21 protein-coding genes are annotated in these 20,912 nt (G+C 68.7%); 1 reads left to right on the forward strand and 20 read right to left on the reverse strand.

Annotated elements, in window-relative coordinates:
- Positions 1 to 58: 58 nt before the first annotated feature.
- The 15 genes from QMX81_RS03925 to hisS all read right to left on the reverse strand — a co-directional run bounded on the left by QMX81_RS03925 (position 59) and on the right by hisS (position 13,930).
- A complete protein-coding gene (locus QMX81_RS03925; protein ID WP_282258870.1) occupies positions 59 to 790 on the reverse strand; it encodes a copper homeostasis protein CutC in 732 nt (243 codons plus the stop codon).
- Entirely contained in the window at positions 787 to 1,785 is a 999-nt protein-coding gene (locus QMX81_RS03930) for a N(4)-(beta-N-acetylglucosaminyl)-L-asparaginase (protein WP_282258872.1), read from the reverse strand. The genes QMX81_RS03925 and QMX81_RS03930 overlap by 4 nt, the downstream gene beginning before the upstream one ends.
- A 33-nt stretch (positions 1,786 to 1,818) precedes the next feature.
- Positions 1,819 to 2,820, reverse strand: coding sequence for a glucokinase (locus tag QMX81_RS03935; RefSeq protein ID WP_336619079.1), 1,002 nt, complete (start codon positions 2,818 to 2,820; stop codon positions 1,819 to 1,821).
- 145 nt (positions 2,821 to 2,965) lie between these two features.
- Positions 2,966 to 4,564 carry a calcineurin-like phosphoesterase family protein gene (locus QMX81_RS03940; RefSeq protein WP_121036651.1) on the reverse strand — a complete coding sequence of 533 codons (1,599 nt, stop codon included), beginning with the start codon at positions 4,562 to 4,564 and terminating at the stop codon, positions 2,966 to 2,968.
- 93 nt (positions 4,565 to 4,657) lie between these two features.
- On the reverse strand, positions 4,658 to 5,284 hold the full coding sequence (hisIE, locus tag QMX81_RS03945) for a bifunctional phosphoribosyl-AMP cyclohydrolase/phosphoribosyl-ATP diphosphatase HisIE (protein WP_183073733.1): 627 nt from the start codon (positions 5,282 to 5,284) through the stop codon (positions 4,658 to 4,660).
- Between the two features lies 1 nt (position 5,285).
- Entirely contained in the window at positions 5,286 to 6,062 is a 777-nt protein-coding gene (gene hisF / locus QMX81_RS03950) for an imidazole glycerol phosphate synthase subunit HisF (protein ID WP_282258877.1), read from the reverse strand.
- Complete coding sequence (gene hisA / locus QMX81_RS03955; protein ID WP_282258878.1) at positions 6,056 to 6,790, reverse strand: 1-(5-phosphoribosyl)-5-[(5-phosphoribosylamino)methylideneamino]imidazole-4-carboxamide isomerase; 735 nt, start codon at positions 6,788 to 6,790, stop codon at positions 6,056 to 6,058. The genes hisF and hisA overlap by 7 nt, the downstream gene beginning before the upstream one ends.
- Positions 6,787 to 7,389, reverse strand: a complete 603-nt coding sequence (gene hisH, locus QMX81_RS03960; protein ID WP_282258879.1) for an imidazole glycerol phosphate synthase subunit HisH — start codon at positions 7,387 to 7,389, stop codon at positions 6,787 to 6,789. The genes hisA and hisH overlap by 4 nt, the downstream gene beginning before the upstream one ends.
- Positions 7,386 to 8,459, reverse strand: a complete 1,074-nt coding sequence (gene hisB / locus QMX81_RS03965) for a bifunctional histidinol-phosphatase/imidazoleglycerol-phosphate dehydratase HisB (protein WP_282258881.1) — start codon at positions 8,457 to 8,459, stop codon at positions 7,386 to 7,388. Before hisB ends, hisH begins: the two co-directional genes overlap by 4 nt.
- Complete coding sequence (gene hisC, locus QMX81_RS03970; RefSeq protein ID WP_282258883.1) at positions 8,456 to 9,544, reverse strand: histidinol-phosphate transaminase; 1,089 nt, start codon at positions 9,542 to 9,544, stop codon at positions 8,456 to 8,458. The genes hisB and hisC overlap by 4 nt, the downstream gene beginning before the upstream one ends.
- Positions 9,541 to 10,836: a histidinol dehydrogenase gene (hisD, locus tag QMX81_RS03975; protein ID WP_282258885.1), complete on the reverse strand. Its 1,296-nt coding sequence runs from the start codon at positions 10,834 to 10,836 to the stop codon at positions 9,541 to 9,543. Before hisD ends, hisC begins: the two co-directional genes overlap by 4 nt.
- Positions 10,833 to 11,744: an ATP phosphoribosyltransferase gene (gene hisG, locus QMX81_RS03980; RefSeq protein ID WP_121036643.1), complete on the reverse strand. Its 912-nt coding sequence runs from the start codon at positions 11,742 to 11,744 to the stop codon at positions 10,833 to 10,835. Before hisG ends, hisD begins: the two co-directional genes overlap by 4 nt.
- 11 nt (positions 11,745 to 11,755) lie before the next feature.
- Complete coding sequence (locus QMX81_RS03985; protein WP_282258886.1) at positions 11,756 to 12,076, reverse strand: YerC/YecD family TrpR-related protein; 321 nt, start codon at positions 12,074 to 12,076, stop codon at positions 11,756 to 11,758.
- Between the two features lie 166 nt (positions 12,077 to 12,242).
- Complete coding sequence (locus tag QMX81_RS03990) at positions 12,243 to 12,509, reverse strand: hypothetical protein (protein ID WP_282258887.1); 267 nt, start codon at positions 12,507 to 12,509, stop codon at positions 12,243 to 12,245.
- Between the two features lie 23 nt (positions 12,510 to 12,532).
- Positions 12,533 to 13,930, reverse strand: a complete 1,398-nt coding sequence (gene hisS, locus QMX81_RS03995) for a histidine--tRNA ligase (RefSeq protein WP_121036640.1) — start codon at positions 13,928 to 13,930, stop codon at positions 12,533 to 12,535.
- Between the two features lie 141 nt (positions 13,931 to 14,071).
- Here hisS and QMX81_RS04000 point away from each other — a divergent pair, with 141 nt between their 5' ends.
- Positions 14,072 to 14,833 carry a helix-turn-helix domain-containing protein gene (locus tag QMX81_RS04000; RefSeq protein ID WP_019183011.1) on the forward strand — a complete coding sequence of 254 codons (762 nt, stop codon included), beginning with the start codon at positions 14,072 to 14,074 and terminating at the stop codon, positions 14,831 to 14,833.
- A gap of 7 nt (positions 14,834 to 14,840) precedes the next feature.
- On the opposite strand, the gene thrC is transcribed toward QMX81_RS04000, so the two are convergent.
- From thrC to QMX81_RS04025, 5 genes are all read right to left on the reverse strand, one after another.
- Positions 14,841 to 16,133, reverse strand: coding sequence for a threonine synthase (thrC, locus tag QMX81_RS04005; protein WP_121036639.1), 1,293 nt, complete (start codon positions 16,131 to 16,133; stop codon positions 14,841 to 14,843).
- Positions 16,134 to 16,164: 31 nt separating this feature from the next.
- Positions 16,165 to 17,082 carry a homoserine kinase gene (locus QMX81_RS04010; protein ID WP_152150649.1) on the reverse strand — a complete coding sequence of 306 codons (918 nt, stop codon included), beginning with the start codon at positions 17,080 to 17,082 and terminating at the stop codon, positions 16,165 to 16,167.
- Between the two features lie 11 nt (positions 17,083 to 17,093).
- Positions 17,094 to 19,616 carry a bifunctional aspartate kinase/homoserine dehydrogenase I gene (gene thrA, locus QMX81_RS04015; protein ID WP_282258888.1) on the reverse strand — a complete coding sequence of 841 codons (2,523 nt, stop codon included), beginning with the start codon at positions 19,614 to 19,616 and terminating at the stop codon, positions 17,094 to 17,096.
- Between the two features lie 89 nt (positions 19,617 to 19,705).
- Entirely contained in the window at positions 19,706 to 19,834 is a 129-nt protein-coding gene (locus tag QMX81_RS04020; protein ID WP_264298032.1) for a hypothetical protein, read from the reverse strand.
- A gap of 129 nt (positions 19,835 to 19,963) precedes the next feature.
- Positions 19,964 to 20,911: a DMT family transporter gene (locus QMX81_RS04025; RefSeq protein WP_121036637.1), complete on the reverse strand. Its 948-nt coding sequence runs from the start codon at positions 20,909 to 20,911 to the stop codon at positions 19,964 to 19,966.
- Position 20,912 lies beyond the last annotated feature (1 nt).

Here is a 20,912-nt window from a genome sequence, read left to right on the forward strand (position 1 = left end):
CGGGCGGGGCAACGGTCCTCCACGGCAGCTGCGCTTGTACAGGCGGCTGCCGTTTTTTTTACTCCAGCGCCGCGCGCAGTGCTCTGACGTGCGCTGTGTCGGTCACGCTCCAGTCCGGCGACAACCCGGTCAACGCGGGATTGTGGTGACGCATTGCCGACGGCTGCGTCGCCTTCGCCGAGGCGTGCAGTTCAACGCACCCGCTGCGGTCGGCCACCTCCATGACGTTGGCCGCAGTGATTCCCGCACCGGCCATGAGTGAGATGCGGTCGCCGGCCTGCGCCACCAGGGCGGCCAGCACATCGGCACCGGCCAGTGCACTGGCCTGTCCGCCCGAACTCAGGATGCGTTGGCAGCCCAGCGTCACGATCTGCTCCAGCGCCGCCGGCAGATCACGCGCCGCATCGAAGGCGCGGTGGAACGTGATGCCGAGTGGACCTGCCGCGGACACCAGTTCACGGCACAACGCCATGTCGATGCCACCGTCGGCATCCAGCGCGCCGATCACCACGCCCTCGCAGCCGAGTGCACGGCAGTACGCGATATCGCGCAGCATGATCTCGGCCTCCAGCGCGGTGTAGAGGAAATCGCCAGGCCGCGGCCGGATCAGCACGAACAGCGGAATCTGCAGGCGATCACGGGCGACCGCGATGCTACCCTGCGACGGGGTGGTGCCGCCCTCGGCGAGGTTGTCGAACAGTTCGATCCGATCCGCGCCACCCTGCTGGGCGGCCAACGCAGAGGCCACCGAATTGGACGCGATCTCCAGCACCCGGCACGGCGCGCTCACGTCTGCTCGCTCGTGTACACCGAGGCGGAATCACGCAGATCGTCCTGCCGGTCCTTGTCGCAGACCGCGTAGACAAAGCCGCGGTGCAGCGCATAGGCGCCGACCTCACCGTGCTTGTTCAACGCGAGGAAGCACACCTGCAGGGTCTTGCTTGCCTCAGGGCGCTTGCGCACTACCCGGGCGATCGCCTCGCGGCAGGCCTCGGCCGGCGAGCGGCCCTGGCGCATCAGCTCGACCACCAGGAATGAGGCGGCATTGCGGATCATTTCCTCACCGACACCCGAGGCGGTGGCGGCGCCGACCTCGTTGTCGACGTACAGGCCGGCCCCGATGATCGGGCTGTCGCCAACGCGGCCGTGCATCTTCCAGGCCATGCCACTGGTCGTGCAGGCACCGGCCAGGCGCCCCTGCGCATCGATCGCGAGCATGCCCAGCGTGTCGTGGTTGCTGCTGTCGCCGGGGCGGCTGCGGCGCTCGGCATTGATCTCGGGCGTGTACTGCGCAGTCTTGAGCCACTCGCGCCAGGCCTTCTCGGCTTCCGGGGTAAGCAGCTTCCTGCGTTCAAAGCCCTGCTGCACCGCGAACTGCTGCGCGCCCTCGCCCACCAGCATCACGTGCGGCGTCTGTTCCATCACCCGCCGTGCCACCGAGACGGGGTGCGCGATATCACTCAGCGCCGCCACCGAACCACAGCGGCCATCGCCGTCCATGATGCTGGCATCCAGGCTCAGCACGCCGTCACGGTCCGGATTGCCGCAGCGCCCGACCGTGGGATTACACAGATCGCTCTCGGCCCAGCGCGCGCCGGCCTCGACCGCATCGAGCGCGGAGCCGCCGCTCGCCAGCGTTTTCCAGGCCACCTGGTTGGCTCCCACACCGAAATCCCAGGTGGACACGACGCGCGCGCCGGAGGCAGTACGTGCCTGCAACGTCGGCAGCGCGAGGGCGCCAGCGGCCAAGGCACTGGCCTGGAGAAATCGCCTGCGGTCAGTCATGGGTAGGTCTCCAGCGAACGGAAAATGAGGGAATTACACGACGATACAGCGATGCTCCGCATGCCAGACCGCCGCGCCAAGCACGCCGAGCTCGCCGTGGTCCACCCGCCAGATCGGCACCTGGCGCAGCACATCGTGCATCACGCCCTTGGCCAGGAAGCGCGCGCGGAAACCGCCATCGCGCAGGAAGCGGTCCACCCGGGTGGAGATGCCACCGGCCAGGTAGACCGAGCGCGCACCGAAGGTCGTGGCCAGGTCGCCGGCCAGACTGCCGAGCCAGGCGCAGAACACCTCCAGCGTCTCGACCGCCACCGCATCCACGCCCTCATGGGCGGCCGCGATCAGGGCTTCGGTGCTCGTCCAGTGCGGCGTGACGCCACGGATATCGCACAGGCAGGGATACAGGTTCATCAAGCCGCCACCTGACAGGACGCGCTCGTTGTCCACGTGCTCCCAGCGCTGCAGCAGGCGCGAGAGCACCTCCAGTTCCAGCGGATTGCAGGCGTTCAACGCGGCGTGGCCGGCTTCGCTGGCCAGCACCGGACGCTCGCCGCCCTCGAAGCGCAGCGCTGCGCCCAGGCCGGTGCCCGGGCCCAGCACCAGCGCCGGCCAGCGCGGTCCCGGCTCGGGATCGCCATTGAGGGCCACCATCGTCTCCGGCGCCACGTGCGGAATCGCATAGGCCACCGCTTCGAAATCGTTGATCAGCGCCAGCGACGCCAGCCCGGAATCGTGACGGGTCCGGGCGACCGAGACCGGCCACGGCAGATTGGTGTTGACCAGGTGATCACCGTCCAGCAAGCCAGCGATCGCGACCACGGCACTGTCCGGCGCTGCCGGCAGCGTGGCGATGAAAGCGGCCAGGATCGCGGCCAGACTGGGGTGCTCGGCGCAGGCATAACGCTGCAGGCCGCTCAGCTGTGGCGCAGCACCCGCCCGCACAGTGGCCAGCGCGACGCGGGCGAACGTGCCGCCCACATCGGCCACGATCAGCGTGTCAGGGGGGGAATCCCGGTGGGCCGCGGTCCGCGCCACATCAGGTTGAGCCGGAACCGGTACCGCTGCGCTCACTCGCTTGCCTTGGTTGAATCGATTGAATCCCGGCGATTCTCAGGCATCGCCGGGGGAATGCAAAGCCGCCTGCGCCATACAGCGCCGTACTGAACCCACGGCGCCGTGATCAGGGCTTGGCGGTCTGCAGGCGGTAGCTGGTGCTGGCCGTGGCCGTCGGGCCATCGCCCTGCACGGCACGCACTTCCACCTTGTGCTCGCCCACGGCCAGGTGGGTCGGCAGCGCGCCGCGCCACAGGTGCGGTGACGGCGTGGCTTCCGGCGAGCGGTCGAAGCCACGCAGGCGCTCGGCGGTGTCATCGGCGACGTTCTCCTGCAGCAGGCGCGGATCGGGCTGCTCGACGCGCTTCATTGGCTGCCAGGCGCCATCGTCCACGCGGTACTCCACCAACGAATCGGCCTGGCCCATGAACACGTTGGCGTATACGCCCCAGGCCGGATACGCGCCCTGGCGAAGCACCTTCGGCGCATGCAGGGCGATCTGGTAATCATCCGGCGCACGCGCCACGTAATAGCGCAGGCCGTAGTCGCCACCGGGCTTGACCGACAGCACCGCATAGCCGTTCGGGGTGCCATCGCTCATGGTCGCATCGGGGATGCCGTTGCTGTCCTTCACGCCCGACCAGAATGCCCCGCAGGCCGCGCCCACGTTGTACTCGTGCAGCGGCTTGCTGCCCTGCCAGCCTTCGGCCGCACCGTGGTAGTAGTGCTGCTGGGTGTGACTGTGGCCGCTGAGCACCAGTACGTTCGGGAAGTCCTTGAGCAGCGCGAACAGACGCGTGCGGTCGGCATGGCGGAACGTCTCCCGGCCGGGCGCGGCATCGAACAGCGGGATGTGCATGCCGAGCACGATCAGCCGATCACGCGGCAGCCCCTTGAGATAATTGCCGAGGAAGGTGAACTGGTCCGCGCGCAGGCCACCCACGTAGCTCGGTTTGGCCTTGGGGTCGTAGACCACGTCATCGAGGAACACGAAACTCGCGCCGCCCTCTTCCACCGCATAGGTATCCGGGCCGTACACGGCGCGCCAGCTGTCCAGCGAGTGCGCATCGTTGCCGGCGTCCATGTCCAGGTCGTGGTTGCCCGGCACGTGGAACCACGGCACCTGCAGCTGCGCGGTGACCTTGTTGATGTCCGGGTACAGGCTCAGGTCGTCGTTGACGATGTCGCCCAGGGTGGTGCCCAGCCGCGCCGGGTGCTTGCCGATGATCGGCTCGACGATGGCGCGCTGGTAGTAGCCGATGTCCTGGCGACTGGCGGTCTGCGAATCGGTGAACACCAGCATTTCGAAACCGTTGCGTGCCGCATCGGTGCCCTTGGCCGGTTCCAGCGCGAAATCCCAGTTGCGGGTGGCGCCGCCGGTGGCGCGGATGCCGTCGTACTTCAGCTTTGGCGAGCCCTGGGGCGCGTAGTGGCGCCAGTAGGAAGGCAGCCCATTGGCCGCCGCCGGGAAGCGGTACTCGTCCGGCTTGATCACGAAGATGGTCTGGCCCTCGCGCACCGGCAGGCTGTAGCTGCCATCGGCGGCGGTGCGCACGATCGTTTCGCCGTTGGAGACCTGTACCCCGGCCAGGCCGGGATCGGTCGGGCCGCGCCCGGGCTTGCCGTCGCGCTCCTGATACACCTTGCCGGTGACGGTCGTTTCAGCAGCCCAGGCAGGCGAAGTCATCAACAGCAGGCAAGCCAGCCAGGCGGCAGTACGGGTCATCGGGGGCGGTCCGGTCGGGGGTGGAGAATTGTAGAGCGGCACATCATCGCCTGCACCGCGTTTCACCGACGTTAAACGATGTGCAGCCCTGCCCTACCCGGCGTGGCGCGCCGCCAGCACCGCGACCGCATCATCCAGCGAGAGCCCACGCGCACGCAGCAGCACGGTCAGATGGAACAGCAGATCGGCCGACTCGCCCAGCAGCGCGTCATCGTCCTGCACCACCCCTGCCAGCGCGGTCTCCACGCCCTCCTCGCCCACTTTCTGCGCGATGCGGCGGATGTCGCCTTCGAACAGCGACGTGGTGTAGCTGCCGGCCGGGCGCTGCTGCTCGCGTTCGCGCACCACGGTATCCAGCCGGCCCAGGAAGTTGCCGGGTGCCTGCGGGAAGCAGCTCTCGCTGCCGGTATGGCAGGTCGGCCCGGCCGGGCGCGCACTGACCAGCAGGGTGTCGTTGTCGCAGTCGATCCGCACGGCGGTCACCGCCAGCACGTTGCCGGAGGACTCGCCCTTGGTCCACAACCGCTGCTTGCTGCGGCTGAAGAAGGTCATGTGGCCTGTGGCCAGGGTCTGCGCCAGCGAGGCCGCGTTGGCATAGCCGAGCATCAGCACGCGCAACGTATCCGTGTCCTGCACCACCACCGGCAACAGGCCATCGCCCTTGCCCCAATCCAGCTGCGCCAGCGCCTCGCGCGACGGCTGCACGTCAATGGAATTCACGTCAATAGACATCTCGAACCTCGATCTGCTGCTCGCGCAGGAACTGCTTGAGCGCGGGAATGGCAATGGCGCCACTGTGGAACACGCTGGCGGCCAGCGCACCGTCGACATCGGCCTGGTCGAACACATCGGCGAAGTGCTGCATCTCGCCAGCGCCGCCGGAGGCGATCAGTGGCACCTGGCACAGCGCACGCGCCTGGCGCAGCTGCGCCACATCGTAGCCGCGGCGCACGCCATCGCTGTCCATGCAGTTGAGCACGATCTCCCCGGCACCCCGGCGCTGTGCCTCCACCACCCAGTCCAAGGTACGGACCGCCACCGCCTGGGTCTTGTCCGGATCGCCGCTGAAGCGGCGCACCCGCCATTGTCCGTCCGCCTCGCGCACCGAATCGATACCGACCACCACGCACTGGACGCCGAAGGCATCGGCCAGCTCCTCGATCAGTTCGGGCCGTCCGAGAGCCGGCGAGTTGATCGAGACTTTATCGGCACCGGCGTGCAGCACGCGCCGTGCGGTCTCCACATCGCTGATCCCGCCGGCGACGCAGAACGGAATGTCGATCAGGCGCGCGATGCGCTCGATCCAGGCCACGTCCACCGCGCGCCCTTCCGGGCTGGCGCCGATGTCATAGAACACGAGTTCATCCGCGCCCTGGTCGCGGTAGCGCATCGCCAGTTCGGCGATATCGCCCATGTCCACGTGATCGCGGAAGCGCACGCCCTTGACCACGCGACCATCGCGCACATCCAGGCAGGGAATCAGGCGGCGGCTCAACATGCCAGCGCTCCTTCCAGGGTCATGCGCCCTTCCAGCAATGCCTTGCCGAGGATCGCCCCGCCGCAGCCGACCGCCTTGGCCTGGGCGACATCATCGGCATCGCGCACGCCACCGGAGGCCTGCACCGCCACGCCGGGAAGCCGTGCGGCCAGATGCCGGTAGAGATCGATGTTCGGCCCGGACAGCATGCCGTCGCGCGCGATATCCGTGCACAGCAGGTGCTGCATGCCCGCCTCTGCGTAGCGCTGGGCCAACACGTCCAGCGTGTCCTCGGCGGTCTCGGTCCAGCCATGCACAGGAAGCAGCCAGCGACCATCCTTGGCCTGGCGCGCGTCGAGCGCGATGGTGAGCCGTTCAGGGCCAAATTCGCGCAGCCAGCCAATCACCGTGTCCGGCTCGCGGACCGATACCGAGCCGACCACCACGCGGGTGGCACCGGCGTCGAGAATCCGGGCGACGTCATCGCGCGAGCGCACACCGCCGCCGGTCTGCACCTTCAGGCCGGCCTGCGACGCGATCGAGGACAGCAGCGGTGCCAACGTGTAACCACCGCCGCGGGCCGCATCCAGATCCACCAGATGCATCCAGCTTGCGCCCGCCGCGGCAAACGCCTGCGCGCGCGGCAGCGGGTCATCGCCGTAGGTGGTCTGCTGCGCGTAGTCACCCTGCAGCAGCCGCACCACGCGGCCTTCGCGGATATCCAGGGCGGGATAGACGATGAAACTCATGTCGGTTCGTTCTCGATGAAATTGCGCAGGATGCGCGCGCCGGTATCGGCCGAGCGCTCCGGGTGGAACTGGGCACCACTGTGCCGGCCGCGCTGCACGACGGCCGCGAACAGCCCGCCGTGATCGCAGGCCGCGACCGTGTCTTCGCCCAGGGGCGCGGCGTAGCTGTGGACGAAGTAGGCGCTGGCCCGCGCCTGCACGCCGGCCAGCAGCGCTGACTCGCGCAGGGGCAACAGCCGGTTCCAGCCCATGTGCGGCACACGGATGCCGGTGGCAGGACGCAGGTGGCGCACGACCCCGGGCAACAGGCCCAGGCATTCGACGTGGCCTTCTTCAGAGCCGTCGAACAGCAGCTGCATGCCCAGGCAGATCCCGAGCAGCGGCACCTGCAGCTCGCGCAGCGGCTGCACCAGGCCCTGTGCATGCAGCCGCGCCATGCCGTGCGGGGCCGCACCAACGCCGGGCAGGATCACCCGCGAGACACCTTCCAGGCCCTGCGCATCGCGCACCAGCCGCACCTGCACGCCCAGCCGTTCCAGCGCATAGCGGACCGAGCCGAGGTTGGCCCCACCCGCATCGATCAGCGCAACCTCGGTCACAGCGCCCCCTTGGTGCTCGGCAACGCCGTGCCTTGGCGCGGCAAGGCCTGGCGCAGCGCGCGCGCCAGCGCCTTGAAGCAGGCCTCGACCTTGTGGTGGTCGTTGTCACCGCGCACGCTCAGGTGCAGGTTCAACCCGGCCGCATCGCACAGCGAGCGGAAGAAGTGCGGCACCAGCTCGGTCGGCATGTCGCCCACGCGCTCGCGCTTGAACTCGCCTTCGAAGACGAAGTACGGGCGGCCGCTGAAATCCAGCGCGGCACTGGCCAGCGTCTCATCCATCGGCAGGGTGAAGCCGTAGCGGCCGATACCACGCTTGTCGCCAAGTGCCTCGCGCAGGGCCTGGCCGAGCGCCAGGCCGGTGTCTTCAATGGTGTGGTGCTCGTCGATGTGCAGGTCGCCCTCGGCCTGCACGCTCAGCGCGAAGCCGCCGTGCTTGCCGATCTGCTCCAGCATGTGATCGAAGAACGGCAGCCCGGTGTGGGTCTGCGGCTCGGCGGTGCGATCCAGATCGACCTCGACCCGGATCTTCGTCTCCTTGGTATTGCGCTGCACAGTGGCGCGGCGCGGTGCATCGGCCAGCTCATGCGCGATCGAGGTCCAGTCCCAGTCGCCGCCGAACTGCTCGGTGCGCAGCTGGAAACCTCGGATCTTCATGTTCTCCGCGAACTGGATATCGGTCAGGCGGTCACCCACCATCGCCGAGCGCGACCAGTCGATGCTGCGGTCCTGCAGGTACGGCAGCATCAGGCCGATACCCGGCTTGCGGGTCGGCGCGTTGTCCTGCGGCCAGGTGCCGTCGATCAGCACGTCACGGAAGGTGATGCCCTGGCTGGCGAAGATCTGCACCATCAGATCGTTGGGGCCATCGAAGCTGGCCTGAGGATAGCCTTCGGTGCCCAGGCCATCCTGGTTGCTGACGATCACGAACTGATAGCCCGCATCGCGCAGCTTGAGCATCGCCGGGATCACATCGCGCACGAAGCGCAGCTTCTCGTAGGCGTCGATCTGGAAATCGGCGGGTTCTTCGATCAGGGTGCCGTCGCGGTCGACGAACAGAATCGGGGTCATGCGGCGGCCCTCCGGGCCATCAGGGCGGCGAGTACACGGTCGTTCTGTTCCGGGCTGCCGAGGGTGATGCGCAGTGCATCCCCCAGTTGCGGCGCGGCACGCTGGTCACGCACCACCACACCGGCGGCGAGCAGCGCATCGAACGCGCCTTGTGGGTCGGCAAAGCGGGCCAGCAGGTAGTTGCCCTGCGAGGGATAGACACGCACCACACCGGGCAGCGCGGCCAGGCCGGACTGCAGGCGAGTACGTTCGGCCTTGATCTTCGCGATGCGCTGGGTGGTGATGGCCAGGCTCTCGGCGCCGAGACCGGCCAACGCCAACTCGGCACAGGGCGCGGGTACCGGGTATGGCGCCTGGCAGCGGCGCAGCACCTGGATCAGGGCAGCATCGGCGATCAGGCTGCCAATGCGGGCGGCCGCCAGTGCATGCGCCTTGGACAACGTGCGCAGCACAGCGATGTTCTCGTAACGGCTCAACAGTGTGGTCGCGGACGGCTGCTCGGCATATTCACCGTAGGCCTCATCCACCACCACCATCGCCCTGCCCTGCAACGCGATGGCCACCCGCTCGATCTCGGCCAACGGGATCACGCTGCCGGCGGGATTGGACGGCGAGCACAGGAACACCAGCTTGGCGTTACCACCCAGCGCCGCGGCGATCACCGCATCGATATCGGCGACCAACGCATCGCCCTGATCGACCAAGGGCACTTCGACCAACGGCGCGTTCTGCAGCCGCGCGCAGACGGCATACATGCCAAACACCGGCGGTGTGGTCAGCACCGCATCGCGGCCCGGCTCGCACAGCGCGCGCACCAGCAGATCGATGGCCTCGTCACTCCCACGGCCGATCAGCAGTTGTTCGGCGGAGCAGCCGTACAGCTCGGCCAGCCGATCTCGCAACGCCGCCGGCTGTGGGTCGGGATAGCGGCGCGCGCCACCGGCGGCGTCGGCCGGGTTGGCCCACGCCGACTCATTCGCGTTGAGCCAGACATCCCCGACCAGTGCACTGCTGCGCGCCGAGGAATACCCGGCAAACGCCTGCAGGTCGGCACGCACCAGGGCCAGGAGGGAGCCAGTGCTCATGCGGCCGCCTCCATGCGCAGGGTCACCGCGTTCTCGTGGGCATCCAGGCCTTCGGCGCGTGCCAGCACACGGGCACACTCGCCGATCGCCGCGATGCCAGCGGGCGTGGCCGACTGCACGCTGATCAGGTTCTGGAAGCTGGCCACGCTGACGCCACTGTAGGCACGTGCGGCACCGGCGGTCGGCAGCACGTGGTTGGTGCCACTGCAGTAATCGCCCAGCGCTTCGGGGGTGTAATCGCCAAGGAACACCGAACCGGCGGCCTCCACCTTGTCCAACCAGGCGCGCGGCTCGCGCAGCGCCAGGATCAAGTGCTCCGGGGCATACCGGTTGCTGATCGCGAAGGCGTCGTCCAGCGACTCGACCAGGATCAAACGCGAGGACGCCAGCGCCTGCGCCGCGATTTCCGCACGCGACAACTGCGCCAGCTGCGCCTCCACCGCCGCTTCAACCTGATCCACCATCCGCGCATCGTCGGTCAGCAGCAGCACCTGCGAGTCCGGACCGTGCTCGGCCTGCGAGAGCAGATCGGCGGCAACGAATGCCGGAGTGGCACCGGCATCGGCAATCACCAGTACTTCGGACGGCCCGGCCGGCATGTCGATCGCCGCGGCACCGTCCTGGGCAACCTGTTGCTTGGCTTCGGTCACGTAACTGTTGCCCGGGCCATACAGCTTGTCGCAGGCCGGCACGCTGTCAGTGCCATAGGCCATCGCCGCGATCGCCTGCGCGCCGCCCAGCTTGAACACGCGGTGCACGCCGGTCAGGCGCGCGGCCACCAGCACCGCAGGATCGGCACTGCCGTCCTTGCGCGGCGGCGTGCACAACACGACTTCACGACAGCCGGCCAGCTGTGCGGGCACGCCCAGCATCAACGCGGTGGACGGCAACGGCGCGCTGCCAGCCGGCACATACAGACCCACCCGACCGATCGGGCGCACCACGCGCTCGCAACGCACGCCGGGCGCGGTCTCGACCGAATAGCCCTGGCTCATGCCGGCCTGGTGGAAGGTACGGATGCGCGCGGCGGCATCGATCATCGCCTGACGCAGTTCGGCCGAGACGGCCTGTTCGGCCGCAGCGAATTCACCTTCGCTCACCTCGAACGTCTCCGGCGCCACCCCGTCGAAGCGCAGGGTGATCTCGCGCAGTGCGGCATCGCCGCCTTCGCGCACCGCTGCGATCAAGGCCGCGACAGACGCACGGGTACGCGCCGCCACGGCCTGGACCGGGCGTTGCAGCGCCTGCGCCTGGGCGCCGGCATCCAATTGGGACCACGTCAAACGATTCATGCCAGCGACCGCTCCACACTCAGCACCATCAATCCCTGCGCGCCCGCGCGCTCCAGGTCCTCCAACCGCTGCCAGGTCAACGCACCGTGGCACATGGTCTGCAAACGCAGGTGGCCGCCATCATCGGGCAGCTGCACCAGCGGATCGGCATCGGGCAGCAGGCGGGTCAACTCGGAGACCCGGTCCAGCGCGGCGCGGAACATCAGCAGCTTGCTGTCCTGCACCTTCACCACGCCATCAAGACGACGCAGCAGCATGGCCATCAGACCGGCGCGGGCGTCATCGGGTGTACGGACCGGGCCAGCCAGCACCGCTTCGCTTTCCAGCAGGGTTTCGACCGGCTTGAGCTGGTTGGCGGCCAGGGTGGCGCCGCTGGACACCAGATCGCAGATCAGATCAGCCGTGCCCAGGCGCGGGGCGATTTCGACCGAGCCAGACAGTTCGACCACTTGGGCATCCACGCCGCGTTCGGCCAGCCAATCAGCCAGGATCGCGGGGTAGCTGGTGGCGATGCGCTTGCCGGCCAGCTGCTCCACGCCCGTCCATTCCCACTCCTCCGGCACCGCCAGCATCAAGCGGCACTGGCCGAAGTTGAGCCCGCGCAGCGCCTGGTACGCATCCGGCAGGCCGATCCGGCGGCGGGCGGCGCCCTGCTCGTCCAGCTCGTTGCGCCCGACGATGCCGAAGTCGCACACGCCATCGGCGATCAGGCCGGGGATATCGTCGTCGCGGACCAGCAGCAGATCCACCGGCAGCGATTCGCCGTAGCAGAACAGCTTGTCGCGGCTCTGTCGCCAGCTCAGCCCGCAGGCGGTCAGCAGGCTGCGGGCGGGCTCGGCCAGCCGCCCGTTCTTCTGGATGGCGATACGCAGCCGGTCACGTGCCGGGGCGGTCTGGGTTGCACTCATGGGGGAGGTCTCTACTCGGATTCGGGGGAGGGCGGCGTGGCGGCGATGGCGGCGGCGTAACCGCCGTGGCCGTGGTCCAGCGAGCGCGCCACGCGTCCGGTGGTGGTCACGCTGACCCCGGTCAACTCATGGATCTCGCGATACGGCACGCTCTGCTGCAGCAGCGGCACGACCTTCCAGCGGTCGGACAGCGCTTCCAGCTCGGCGGGGGTGCACAGATCGCGCAGGAACGCGGTCACCGCGTCCGGATCGGACAGGGCAGCAAAGGCACGCGCCAGCGAGGCCAGATCGGCCTGGGCGTCTTTTTCGCGGGGGACGGGACGTAGTTTCATCGTATCAATGTAATAGCGTGCTATTACATTAGCGCAAACGAAACCGCGCAGTCAAACCGCCGCCGCAGGCGAAATGGACCGGTTCAGGGTCTGGAAACGCACAACGCCCGCGTTAGCGGGCGTTGTGATGGGTATCCAAGGAAGCACGCCGACCAGCAGTCGGCCCCTACCGGCAGCGGACCTCGGCACGCAGGCCGCCGCTGCGCAGGCATTCGCCGAGCAGGCTGCCCTGGCGGCTGGGGAACGACTCCACGGCCTGCAGGGGGCCGGCGCCGCCGGGACAGCGGTTGCCGGCCAGCGCGCGCAGGTCGTGCTCAAGCTGTTCCCGATCGATCACATGGCAGCGATCGACCGAGAGCTGGTAGTGCCCCGGGCCGATCCGCTGGCTGCGCAGCGCCGGATCACTCTGGCAGGCCGCGAGCAGGAGCACCATCAGCGCCCCTGCCCCAAGCCGCTTCATGCCATGGCCTTGGCCTGCTCCAGCTCGACCTGCAGCGCGCTGGCCAGCTCGTCGCGGGCGACCTCGAACTGCTGCTCGCGCAGCAGATCCTTGACCGCCACCACGCCACGGGCCAGCTCATCTTCACCGGCCAGCACGACGAAACGGATGCCGGCCTTGGCCGCGTACTGGAACTGCTTGCCGATCTTCTTCGGCTCCATCTGCACTTCGGCGTTGATGCCGCCCACGCGCAGGCGACGGGCGATATCCAGCGACTCGGGCAGGCCGTTGTCATCCATCAGGGCCACCAGCGCATGCACGCTGCTGTCCTCGATACCGGCGATCAGGCCGGCTTCGCGCAGCTGCCAGAACAGGCGGGTCAGGCCGATGGAGATGCCCACGCCCGGCAGCTTGGACTTGCTGTAGTGGCTGGCCAGGTCTTCGTAACGGCCACCAGAGCAGATCGAGCCGATCTGCGGGTGGTCGGTCAGCGTGGTCTCGTAGACGGTGCCGGTGTAGTAATCCAGGCCGCGCGCGATCGAGAAGTTCAGGCAGTACGCGGTTTCGGGCACGCCCAGCGCCTTGACCAGCTGCAGCACTTCGCGCAGCTCGGCCACGCCCAGCTTCAGCGTCTCGCTGGCGGCGCCGTCGGCCAGCAGCGCATCCAGCTGCGCCAGCGCATCGGCATGGCTGCTCGACCGCACCGCCACGAAGGCCAGGATGCGCTCGACCTGCTCGGCCGGAATCGCAAAGCCCTCGCCCCCCAGCGTCTCGCGCACGTAATCGGCGCCGCGCTTGTCCAGCTTGTCCACTTCGCGCAGCACGGCCAGCTGGCGTTCGCCATCGGCCACGCCCAGGCTTTCGAAGAACCCGCGCATCAGCTTGCGGTTGTTGAGCTGCACCGAGAAATCACCGATGCGCAGCTCGGCGAACACCGCGTGGATGACCGCCAGCACTTCGGCGTCATAGCGGGTGCTCAGCGCGTCCTTGCCGATCACATCGATGTCGCACTGGTAGAACTCGCGGAAACGGCCCCGCTGGGCACGCTCACCGCGGTACACGCGCTGCATCTGGTAACGGCGGAACGGGAAGGTCAGGTCGTGTTCGTGCTCAGCGACGTAGCGCGCCAGCGGCACGGTCAGATCGAAGCGCAGGGCCAGCTCGGGCAGCGCTTTCTCTTCGGCTTCGGCGGCATTGGCCAGCGCGCCGGTCGACTGCACGAAATACACCTGGCGCTCGGTCTCGCCACCGGATTTGGTCAGCAGCACATCGGACAGCTCGAACACCGGGGTTTCCACCGGCAGGAACCCGAACCGCTCGTAGTTGCGGCGGATGACGTCCAGCATGCGCTGGAACGCGATCTGCTCACGCGGCAGCAATTCCATGATGCCGGGCGGCGTACGGGGCTTGATCACTTGCGGGACTCCTGCGGAAACGGGGGGATGAGCGAGCGGCATATTCTAGCCGCAGCCGGCGCAACGAGCCGCATCCGGGCGTCGGGGCCGGGCCAATGACGGCATGACGTATCATAGGCAGGTCCCGCTTGCTGACCTGACATGACCCGGCCCCACTCCGGTACCGCGCTTTCCGCTGTTGAAGACCCCGCCGCCCCCGGTTGTTCGCCGCTGCGCGACTGTCTGCATTGCTCGGTACGGCACCTGGCGGTCTGCTCGGCGCTGTCGCCGGATGAAGTGCAGGCGCTGGAGCGGGTCACCGTGTCCCAGGCACTGCCGCTGGGCTCCACCCTGGCCCGTGCCGGTGAGCCGCGCCAACATGTCTATACGATTACCGCCGGTGCGCTGCGCCTGGTCCGCACGCTGGCCGATGGCCGCCGCCAGATCAGCGGCTTCGTGCTGCCCGGCGATTTTCTCGGGTTGAGCGGCAGCGATCACCACCGTTATGACATCGAGGCCATCGCCGACAGCCGGGTCTGCCGCGTGGCCCTGCCGCAGATGAAGGACCTGCGCTCGCGCTTCCCGCATCTGGAGCGCAAGCTGCTGCAGCGCGCCTGCCAGGAGCTGGATGCCGCGCAGGATGCCGCGATGGCGCTGGGCCGGCTGCAGCCGGCCGAGAAGGTCGCCGATTTCCTGCTGCGCCTGGCCGCGCGCGAAGCGCTGCTCGGTGAGCCGGGGCTGCGCGTGACCCTGCCGATGGGCCGTGGCGACATCGCCGACCATCTCGGCCTGACCATGGAAACCGTCAGCCGCACCTTCACCAAGCTGCGCCAGCAGGGCCTGATCGCCCTGCCCCATCTGAACACCGTCGAGATCCTGGACGAAGCCGGCCTGCAGAAGCTCTCGGCCGACGAGTCGTACTGACCCCGCCTCACCCGCGCAACAGCACCTCACGCAGCGCCCCATACGCCGGTGCGCAGGCTTCGGCCTGCGCGGGCCGCTCCAGCAGCGCGGCCAGGGCCGGCGGCACGTCCAGCGCCCGCCCGATCAATGGCTCCACCACCGATTCGAACTTGGCCGGGTGTGCGGTCGCCGCCACCGCCCAGTGGCCCTGTGCGCCCGCGGCCCGCAGATGCTCCAGGCGCGCCACCGCCGTCGCCGTATGCGGGCAGAACACCTCGCCATACAGGTCATGTCGCCGACGGATCAGCTCGCGGATCGCCGCATCGTCGATCGCTTCCGCGCTGAACGCAGCGCGCAGTGCTGCATCGTCGTCGTTGTACAGCCACCGCAGCCGCTCGAAATTGCTCGGGGCCCCCACGTCCATGGCATTGGCGATCGTCGCCACGCTGGTCTGTGCCTGGTAGGCCTCGCCGTGGAAGTAGCGCGGCAACACATCATTGGCATTGGTCGCCAGCGCGATCTGCCCCAGCGGCAGGCCCATCGCCCGCGCCAGGATCGCTGCCATCGCATTGCCCAGGTTGCCGGTCGGAATCACCAGGTTGAGCACGTGGCCGGTCTGCGCCTGATGGACCAGGGCAGCGTGGGCGTAATAGCTCATCTGCGGGAGCCAGCGGCCCAGGCTGATGCTGTTGGCCGAGCTCAACGGCACCGCGTCCTGCAGCTCGCGATCGCCCAGCGCCTGTTTCACCATCGCCTGGCAATCGTCGAACGATCCGGCGACGCGCAGCGTGTGGATGTTGTCGCCGAAGCACCCCAGCTGATGCGCCTGGCGCGGCGAGACACGGCCATCCGGGTACAGCACCACCACCCGGATTCCCGGCTGCCGATGGAAGGCCGCGGCGACGGCGGCGCCGGTGTCGCCGGAGGTCGCGACCACGATCGTCAGCGGACGCTCGCGCCCCTGCTGCAGGCGCGCAAGACACGCCGCGAGAAAGCGCGCACCGAAATCCTTGAAGGCGGCCGTGGGGCCATGGAACAACTCCAGCACATGGTCATCGGCGGTCGCCAGGGGGCGCAGTGGCGCATCGAAATCGAAGGCCTGCTCGCACAGTTCGGGCAGCGCTTTCTCCAGGGCATCGTCATGGAAATACGGCGCCAGCAGCGCCGCAGCGGTCTGTGCGAAGGACCCCTGCGCTGACCAGTGCTGCAGGCGCGGGCGGTGTTCGGGGACATACAGGCCACCGTCCGGGGCGAGGCCAGCGGCGAGCGCGTGGCTGAGTGAAGCGGCGGGTGCAGCGTGACGCGTGGAAACGAACTTCATCGGACATCCCAGAGTAGAAAGAGTGGACGCGTCACAGCAGGCGCGCGGCGGGCGCATTCAAGGGCGACACCCAGGCCTGGCTGTCGAAGCCGGACTCGGCAAATGCCTGTTGCACGGCCGCCTGCGCAGCAAGGGCAGCGTTACGCTGCTCGAACCAGGCAAACACGCTCGGCCCTGCGCCGGAAATACTGGCGCCCATCGCTCCGGCCGCCAGCGCCGCGTCGCGCGCGGCGGCAAACCCGGTGATCAGACCGGCACGGCGTGGCTCGACCAGCACATCACGCAGCCCGGCACGGACCAGCGAGGCATCGCCGGTGAAGCAGCCACTGAGCACCAGCGCCAGATTCGCGCTCTGCGCGACGAACTCGCCCAACGCGTAATGCCCCTGCAGCGCGGCGCGCGCACGGCGCGTCTCCAGCACGGCATCCGGGTGCACCAGCAGGCTGTGCCACGCCGCCGGGACCGGCACCGGCACCAGCCGGTCCGCCGTGCTCAGTACCAGCCCGCCCAGCAGCATCGGCCCGAGGTTGTCGCCATGCCGGCCCCCGCTGGCCACGGCCTCACCGGTCAACGCGAACGGATACAGCGCCTCGCGCGACAAGGGCTGCGGCAACAGCGCATTGGCCGCGACCAGCGCCGCCACGCACGACGCGGCCGAACCGCCCATGCCCGAGCCCAGCGCGATGCCCTTGTCGATCTCCACCTCGAAGCCGAACGGCAGATCCAGCGCGGCACGCAGCGCGATCAACGCGGCGCCGGCGGTGTTGTCCTCGGCCACCCGTGGCAGATCCACCGTGGTACCGCGGATCGCGTGGATGCGGACCACCGGTTCCCCGATTCGCCGCACCGTCACGGTATCGCCAACGCCCTCAATGGCGTGGCCAAGGATGTCGAACCCGACCCCCACGTTGCCGACCGAGGCCGGCGCAAACGCACGTGCTTCCGTCATGCTGCCCTCAGTCACAGACGTGCTCCTTCACCCACCGCCACGCGCAGCACATCGGCGAACACGCCGGCGGCGGTCACCTCCGGCCCGGCGCCCGGGCCCTGCACCACCAGCGGATTGTCGCAGTAGCGGCGCGTGGTGAACTGCACGACGTTGTCGGTCAGGCGCAGGTTGGCGAAGGCATGGCCGGCCGGCAGCGCGACCAGGCCCACTTCGGCACCGTCCGGCGTCAGGCGCGCCACATAGCGCAGCACGGCACCGTCCGCGCGGGCGGCCGCCAGGCGCTCGGCGAACACCGCATCGATCTGCGGCAGGCCGGCGATGAAGTCGTCCACGCTGGCCTGGCGCAATGCTTCGGGTACCAGGCTTTCCACGCGCACCTGCGCCAGGCTGAGCTCACGGCCTGCCTCACGCGCCAGGATCACCAGCTTGCGCGCGACATCCACGCCGGAGAGATCATCGCGCGGGTCCGGCTCGGTATAGCCCATGCCACGCGCCTGGCTGACCAGTTCGGAGAACGGCACCTGGCCGTCGTACTTGTTGAACAGCCACGCCAGCGTGCCGGAGAAGATGCCGTCGATCGCCAGCACCTCATCGCCGGTATCGACCAGGTCGCGCAGCGTGGTGATCACCGGCAGGCCCGCGCCGACCGTGGCTTCGTAGCGGAAGCGCGCGCCACTGCCAGCCGCTGCCTCGCGGATCGCGTGATAGCGCTCCAGCGGGCCGGCACCGGCCTGTTTGTTCGGGGTGACCACATGGATGCCCGCGGCCAGCCAGCCGGCATAGCGGTCGGCCACGTCGGCGCTGCCACTGCAATCGATGATCAGCGCATGCGGCAGATGCGCGGAGAGCAGATGCTCCGTGAACGCCTCCAGATCACTCGGTTGCGCCGGGCCGGACAGCGCCGCGCGCCAGTCACCTTTCAGGCCGCGCTCGTCCAGGACCATGCGGCTGCGCGAGGCGACCGCGCGCAGGCGCAGATCCACATTGGCGCGGCCGAGCAGCTGCACCTGGGCGGCCTGCAGCTGATCCAGCAGCGCCGCGCCCACATTGCCCGGGCCGATCACACCGACCGAGAACGTCTGCGGCGACAGCCAGAATCCGGCATGTGCCGCGCGCAGCGCCTTGGTCGCATGGCGGCTGTCCACCGCCACCGAGATGTTGCGCTCCGAGGAACCCTGCGCGATCGCCAGAATGTTCACCTGTGCGCGGCCCAGCGACTCGAACAGGCGCGCGGCCACGCCGGGCTGCCCGGCCATGCCATCGCCCACGGCGGCCAGCACGCTCACGTTGTCGGTCAGCTGCACGCGCTGCACCTGGCCCAGGCTCAATTCGTGCGCGAAGGCCTGCAGCAGCGATTCGCGTGCGCGCACCGCCTCGGCCTGCCTCACCACGCAGCAGATCGAGTGCTCGGAGGAGCCCTGGGAGATCATCACCACCGACACATGCGCATTGCGCAGCGCGGCGAACACCCGCTCGGCCGTGCCGGGCACGCCGATCAGGCCGGTGCCTTCCAGGTTGATCACGGCCAGGTCCGGGCTCAGGGTCAGGCCCTTGATCGGACCGGAGACGGTGCGCTCGGCGGTGATGCGCGTGCCCGGATGGTCCGGGTGGAAGGTGTTGCGGATGATGATCGGCAGGCCGCGCTCGATCGCTGGCGACATCGTCTGCGGGTGCACCACCTTGGCGCCGAAATAGGCCAACTCGCAGGCTTCGTCGTAACTCAGCGCTTCCAGCTGGACCGCCTCGGGCACCACCCGCGGGTCGGCCGAGAGTACACCGTCCACGTCGGTCCAGATGTGCAGCTCGTCGGCATTGAACAAGGCGGCGAAGATCGCGCCGGAGTAGTCGCTGCCGTTGCGGCCCAGCGTGGTGATGCGGTCCTGGCGATCACGGGCGACAAAGCCGGTGGCCACGATGCGCGATTGCGGATGCTGCAGCCGCCACTGGGCCAGGCGCTCGGCGCTGCCCACCCAGTCCACGTCCACGCCCAGTTCACCGCGCTCGATCACCAGCACATCGCGCGCGTCCAGCACCGCGCAGTCTTCGCCCAGCGTCTGCAGGTACTTCCCGAGCAGCTGGGCCGAATACACCTCGCCCATGCCCTGCACGCGATCCAGCACTTCGGTGGGCAGGCCGCCGATCACCGCCAGCGCACCCAGCACCTCGGCCAACTGATCGAAGCGCTGGTCCAGCCATTCCACCGTCGCCCCGGCGTGCTCGCCGAGCAAGGCAACGGCGGCACCGCGGTGGCGTGCCCGCAAGGCGTGCCACTGTTCGCGCCAGGCCGAGGCGTCTTCTGCGGCCAACGTGGCCACCCCGATCAGCGCATCGGTCACGCCCTTCATCGCCGAGACCACGGTGACCTGCATCGTCTCCTCACGCGCCAGCAGCAGCTGCGCCACATGGCGATAGCGCTCGGCATCGGCCACCGAGGTGCCGCCGAACTTGTGGACCACGGTGGTCACGCCGGCCCGCGCGGCGACGGAAGCGGCGGGCTGGGCGGAAGGTGGAGCGGAAGCGGCGACAGAAGACATGCTGACCTCGATGGGAGGCCCCGCGTCACATCAGGTTTGAGAGTTTCCCCCGCCACCTGATCTGGGTGCGGGGCCGTGGTTTTCGGAAATTACGCGAAGACGACGGGCCGCACCGGGCGAGTGGTGGCGGTGGTAATGATGGTGGTACCGGTCGACACGGCCAGGGCGCCCGCGGAGGCGGGAACGAGCAGGTAGGCGTGGGCGGCGGTGATGACCATGGATCAAGAAAACTACGCCGCCGCCCTGCTTGTCAAGTGCTGCGCTGCAAAAGATGGTGGCACGTAAACCGCTGCCATCGTCGGCCAACAAGTTGCGATTGTGACCATCCAGCCGCGGCAAGGCCTTCCCTATCCCACATGCTCCGCCACCGCCGCCGGTGGGCGATGCGCGTGCGCGCACATCAGCACGCCCGAGACCAGGCAGACGATGGCGACCGTTTCCATCGGCGTCGGCCAGCGCTGCTGCCAGGCAAAGCCGTACAGCAGGGCGAACAGGGTCTCGAAGACGATCATCTGCCCGGTGAGGGTCAGTGGCAGGTGGCGGCTGGCGCGGTTCCAGCAGGCATTGCCGAGCACCGAGGCGACCACCGCCACGCCCGCGCTGATCAGCCAGAAGTTCAGCCACTCGCCCGGCGGATGCACCGTCGCGCTGGTCAGGAACGCACTGGGCACCAGTACCAGGGCAAGCCCGCCGGTGGTGATGCCGGTCAGCAGCGACCAGTCATGCCCGGACAGATCCGGCCGGCGCGCCAGCCAGCGGCTGTTGCCGATCGAATACACCGCCCAGGACAACAACGCCCCGACCGCGCACAGCAGCCCCAGCAACCGGCGCCCGGCCGAGCCCTGCGCATGTTCGGCCATCAAAGCTTCATAGCCCACCAGCGCCACGCCGAGCAGGCACAACAGCAGCGCCGGAGCCAGGCGTCGCAGCGGGACGGCGCCTTCCTCGCGCACGCCAGCCAGGGTCACCACCACCGGCATCAATCCCACGATCAGCGAGGCGGCCGCACCACCGGCCCACTGCACGGCATTGGCCAGCAGCAGGAAGTAGACCAGGTTGCCGGCCAAGCTCAGCCACAGCAGACCACGCCACTCGGGCCAGGCCAGCCGGTCCTTGAGCTGCCGCCAGCGCGGCGCGAGCAGAACGACGGCAATCAGGCCGTAGACCAGATAACGGCCGGCCGAGAGCTGTACCGCGTTGAAGCTGTGCAGCACCGCCGGGGCCAGGAACACCACGCCCCACAGCGCGCCGGCGGCAATGCCGTTGGCGATGCCCACTCCCATCGATCGTTTCATT

The sequence above is a fragment of the Stenotrophomonas sp. PS02301 genome (assembly GCF_029959485.1).
In the GTDB taxonomy this organism is placed as follows: domain Bacteria; phylum Pseudomonadota; class Gammaproteobacteria; order Xanthomonadales; family Xanthomonadaceae; genus Stenotrophomonas; species Stenotrophomonas maltophilia_Z.

Excerpts from the sequence above, each read along its gene's own strand:
- QMX81_RS03930 (WP_282258872.1), bottom strand. The coding sequence starts at position 1,785 with ATGACTGACCGCAGGCGATTTCTCCAGGCCAGTGCCTTGGCCGCTGGC.
- QMX81_RS03940 (WP_121036651.1), bottom strand. The coding sequence starts at position 4,564 with ATGACCCGTACTGCCGCCTGGCTGGCTTGCCTGCTGTTGATGACTTCG.
- hisF (WP_282258877.1), bottom strand. The coding sequence starts at position 6,062 with ATGTTGAGCCGCCGCCTGATTCCCTGCCTGGATGTGCGCGATGGTCGC.
- hisA (WP_282258878.1), bottom strand. The coding sequence starts at position 6,790 with ATGAGTTTCATCGTCTATCCCGCCCTGGATATCCGCGAAGGCCGCGTG.
- hisB (WP_282258881.1), bottom strand. The coding sequence starts at position 8,459 with ATGACCCCGATTCTGTTCGTCGACCGCGACGGCACCCTGATCGAAGAA.
- hisC (WP_282258883.1), bottom strand. The coding sequence starts at position 9,544 with ATGAGCACTGGCTCCCTCCTGGCCCTGGTGCGTGCCGACCTGCAGGCG.
- hisD (WP_282258885.1), bottom strand. The coding sequence starts at position 10,836 with ATGAATCGTTTGACGTGGTCCCAATTGGATGCCGGCGCCCAGGCGCAG.
- hisG (WP_121036643.1), bottom strand. The coding sequence starts at position 11,744 with ATGAGTGCAACCCAGACCGCCCCGGCACGTGACCGGCTGCGTATCGCC.
- QMX81_RS03985 (WP_282258886.1), bottom strand. The coding sequence starts at position 12,076 with ATGAAACTACGTCCCGTCCCCCGCGAAAAAGACGCCCAGGCCGATCTG.
- QMX81_RS03990 (WP_282258887.1), bottom strand. The coding sequence starts at position 12,509 with ATGGTGCTCCTGCTCGCGGCCTGCCAGAGTGATCCGGCGCTGCGCAGC.
- QMX81_RS04000 (WP_019183011.1), top strand. The coding sequence starts at position 14,072 with ATGACCCGGCCCCACTCCGGTACCGCGCTTTCCGCTGTTGAAGACCCC.
- thrC (WP_121036639.1), bottom strand. The coding sequence starts at position 16,133 with ATGAAGTTCGTTTCCACGCGTCACGCTGCACCCGCCGCTTCACTCAGC.
- QMX81_RS04010 (WP_152150649.1), bottom strand. The coding sequence starts at position 17,082 with ATGACGGAAGCACGTGCGTTTGCGCCGGCCTCGGTCGGCAACGTGGGG.
- thrA (WP_282258888.1), bottom strand. The coding sequence starts at position 19,616 with ATGTCTTCTGTCGCCGCTTCCGCTCCACCTTCCGCCCAGCCCGCCGCT.
- QMX81_RS04020 (WP_264298032.1), bottom strand. The coding sequence starts at position 19,834 with ATGGTCATCACCGCCGCCCACGCCTACCTGCTCGTTCCCGCCTCCGCG.
- QMX81_RS04025 (WP_121036637.1), bottom strand. The coding sequence starts at position 20,911 with ATGAAACGATCGATGGGAGTGGGCATCGCCAACGGCATTGCCGCCGGC.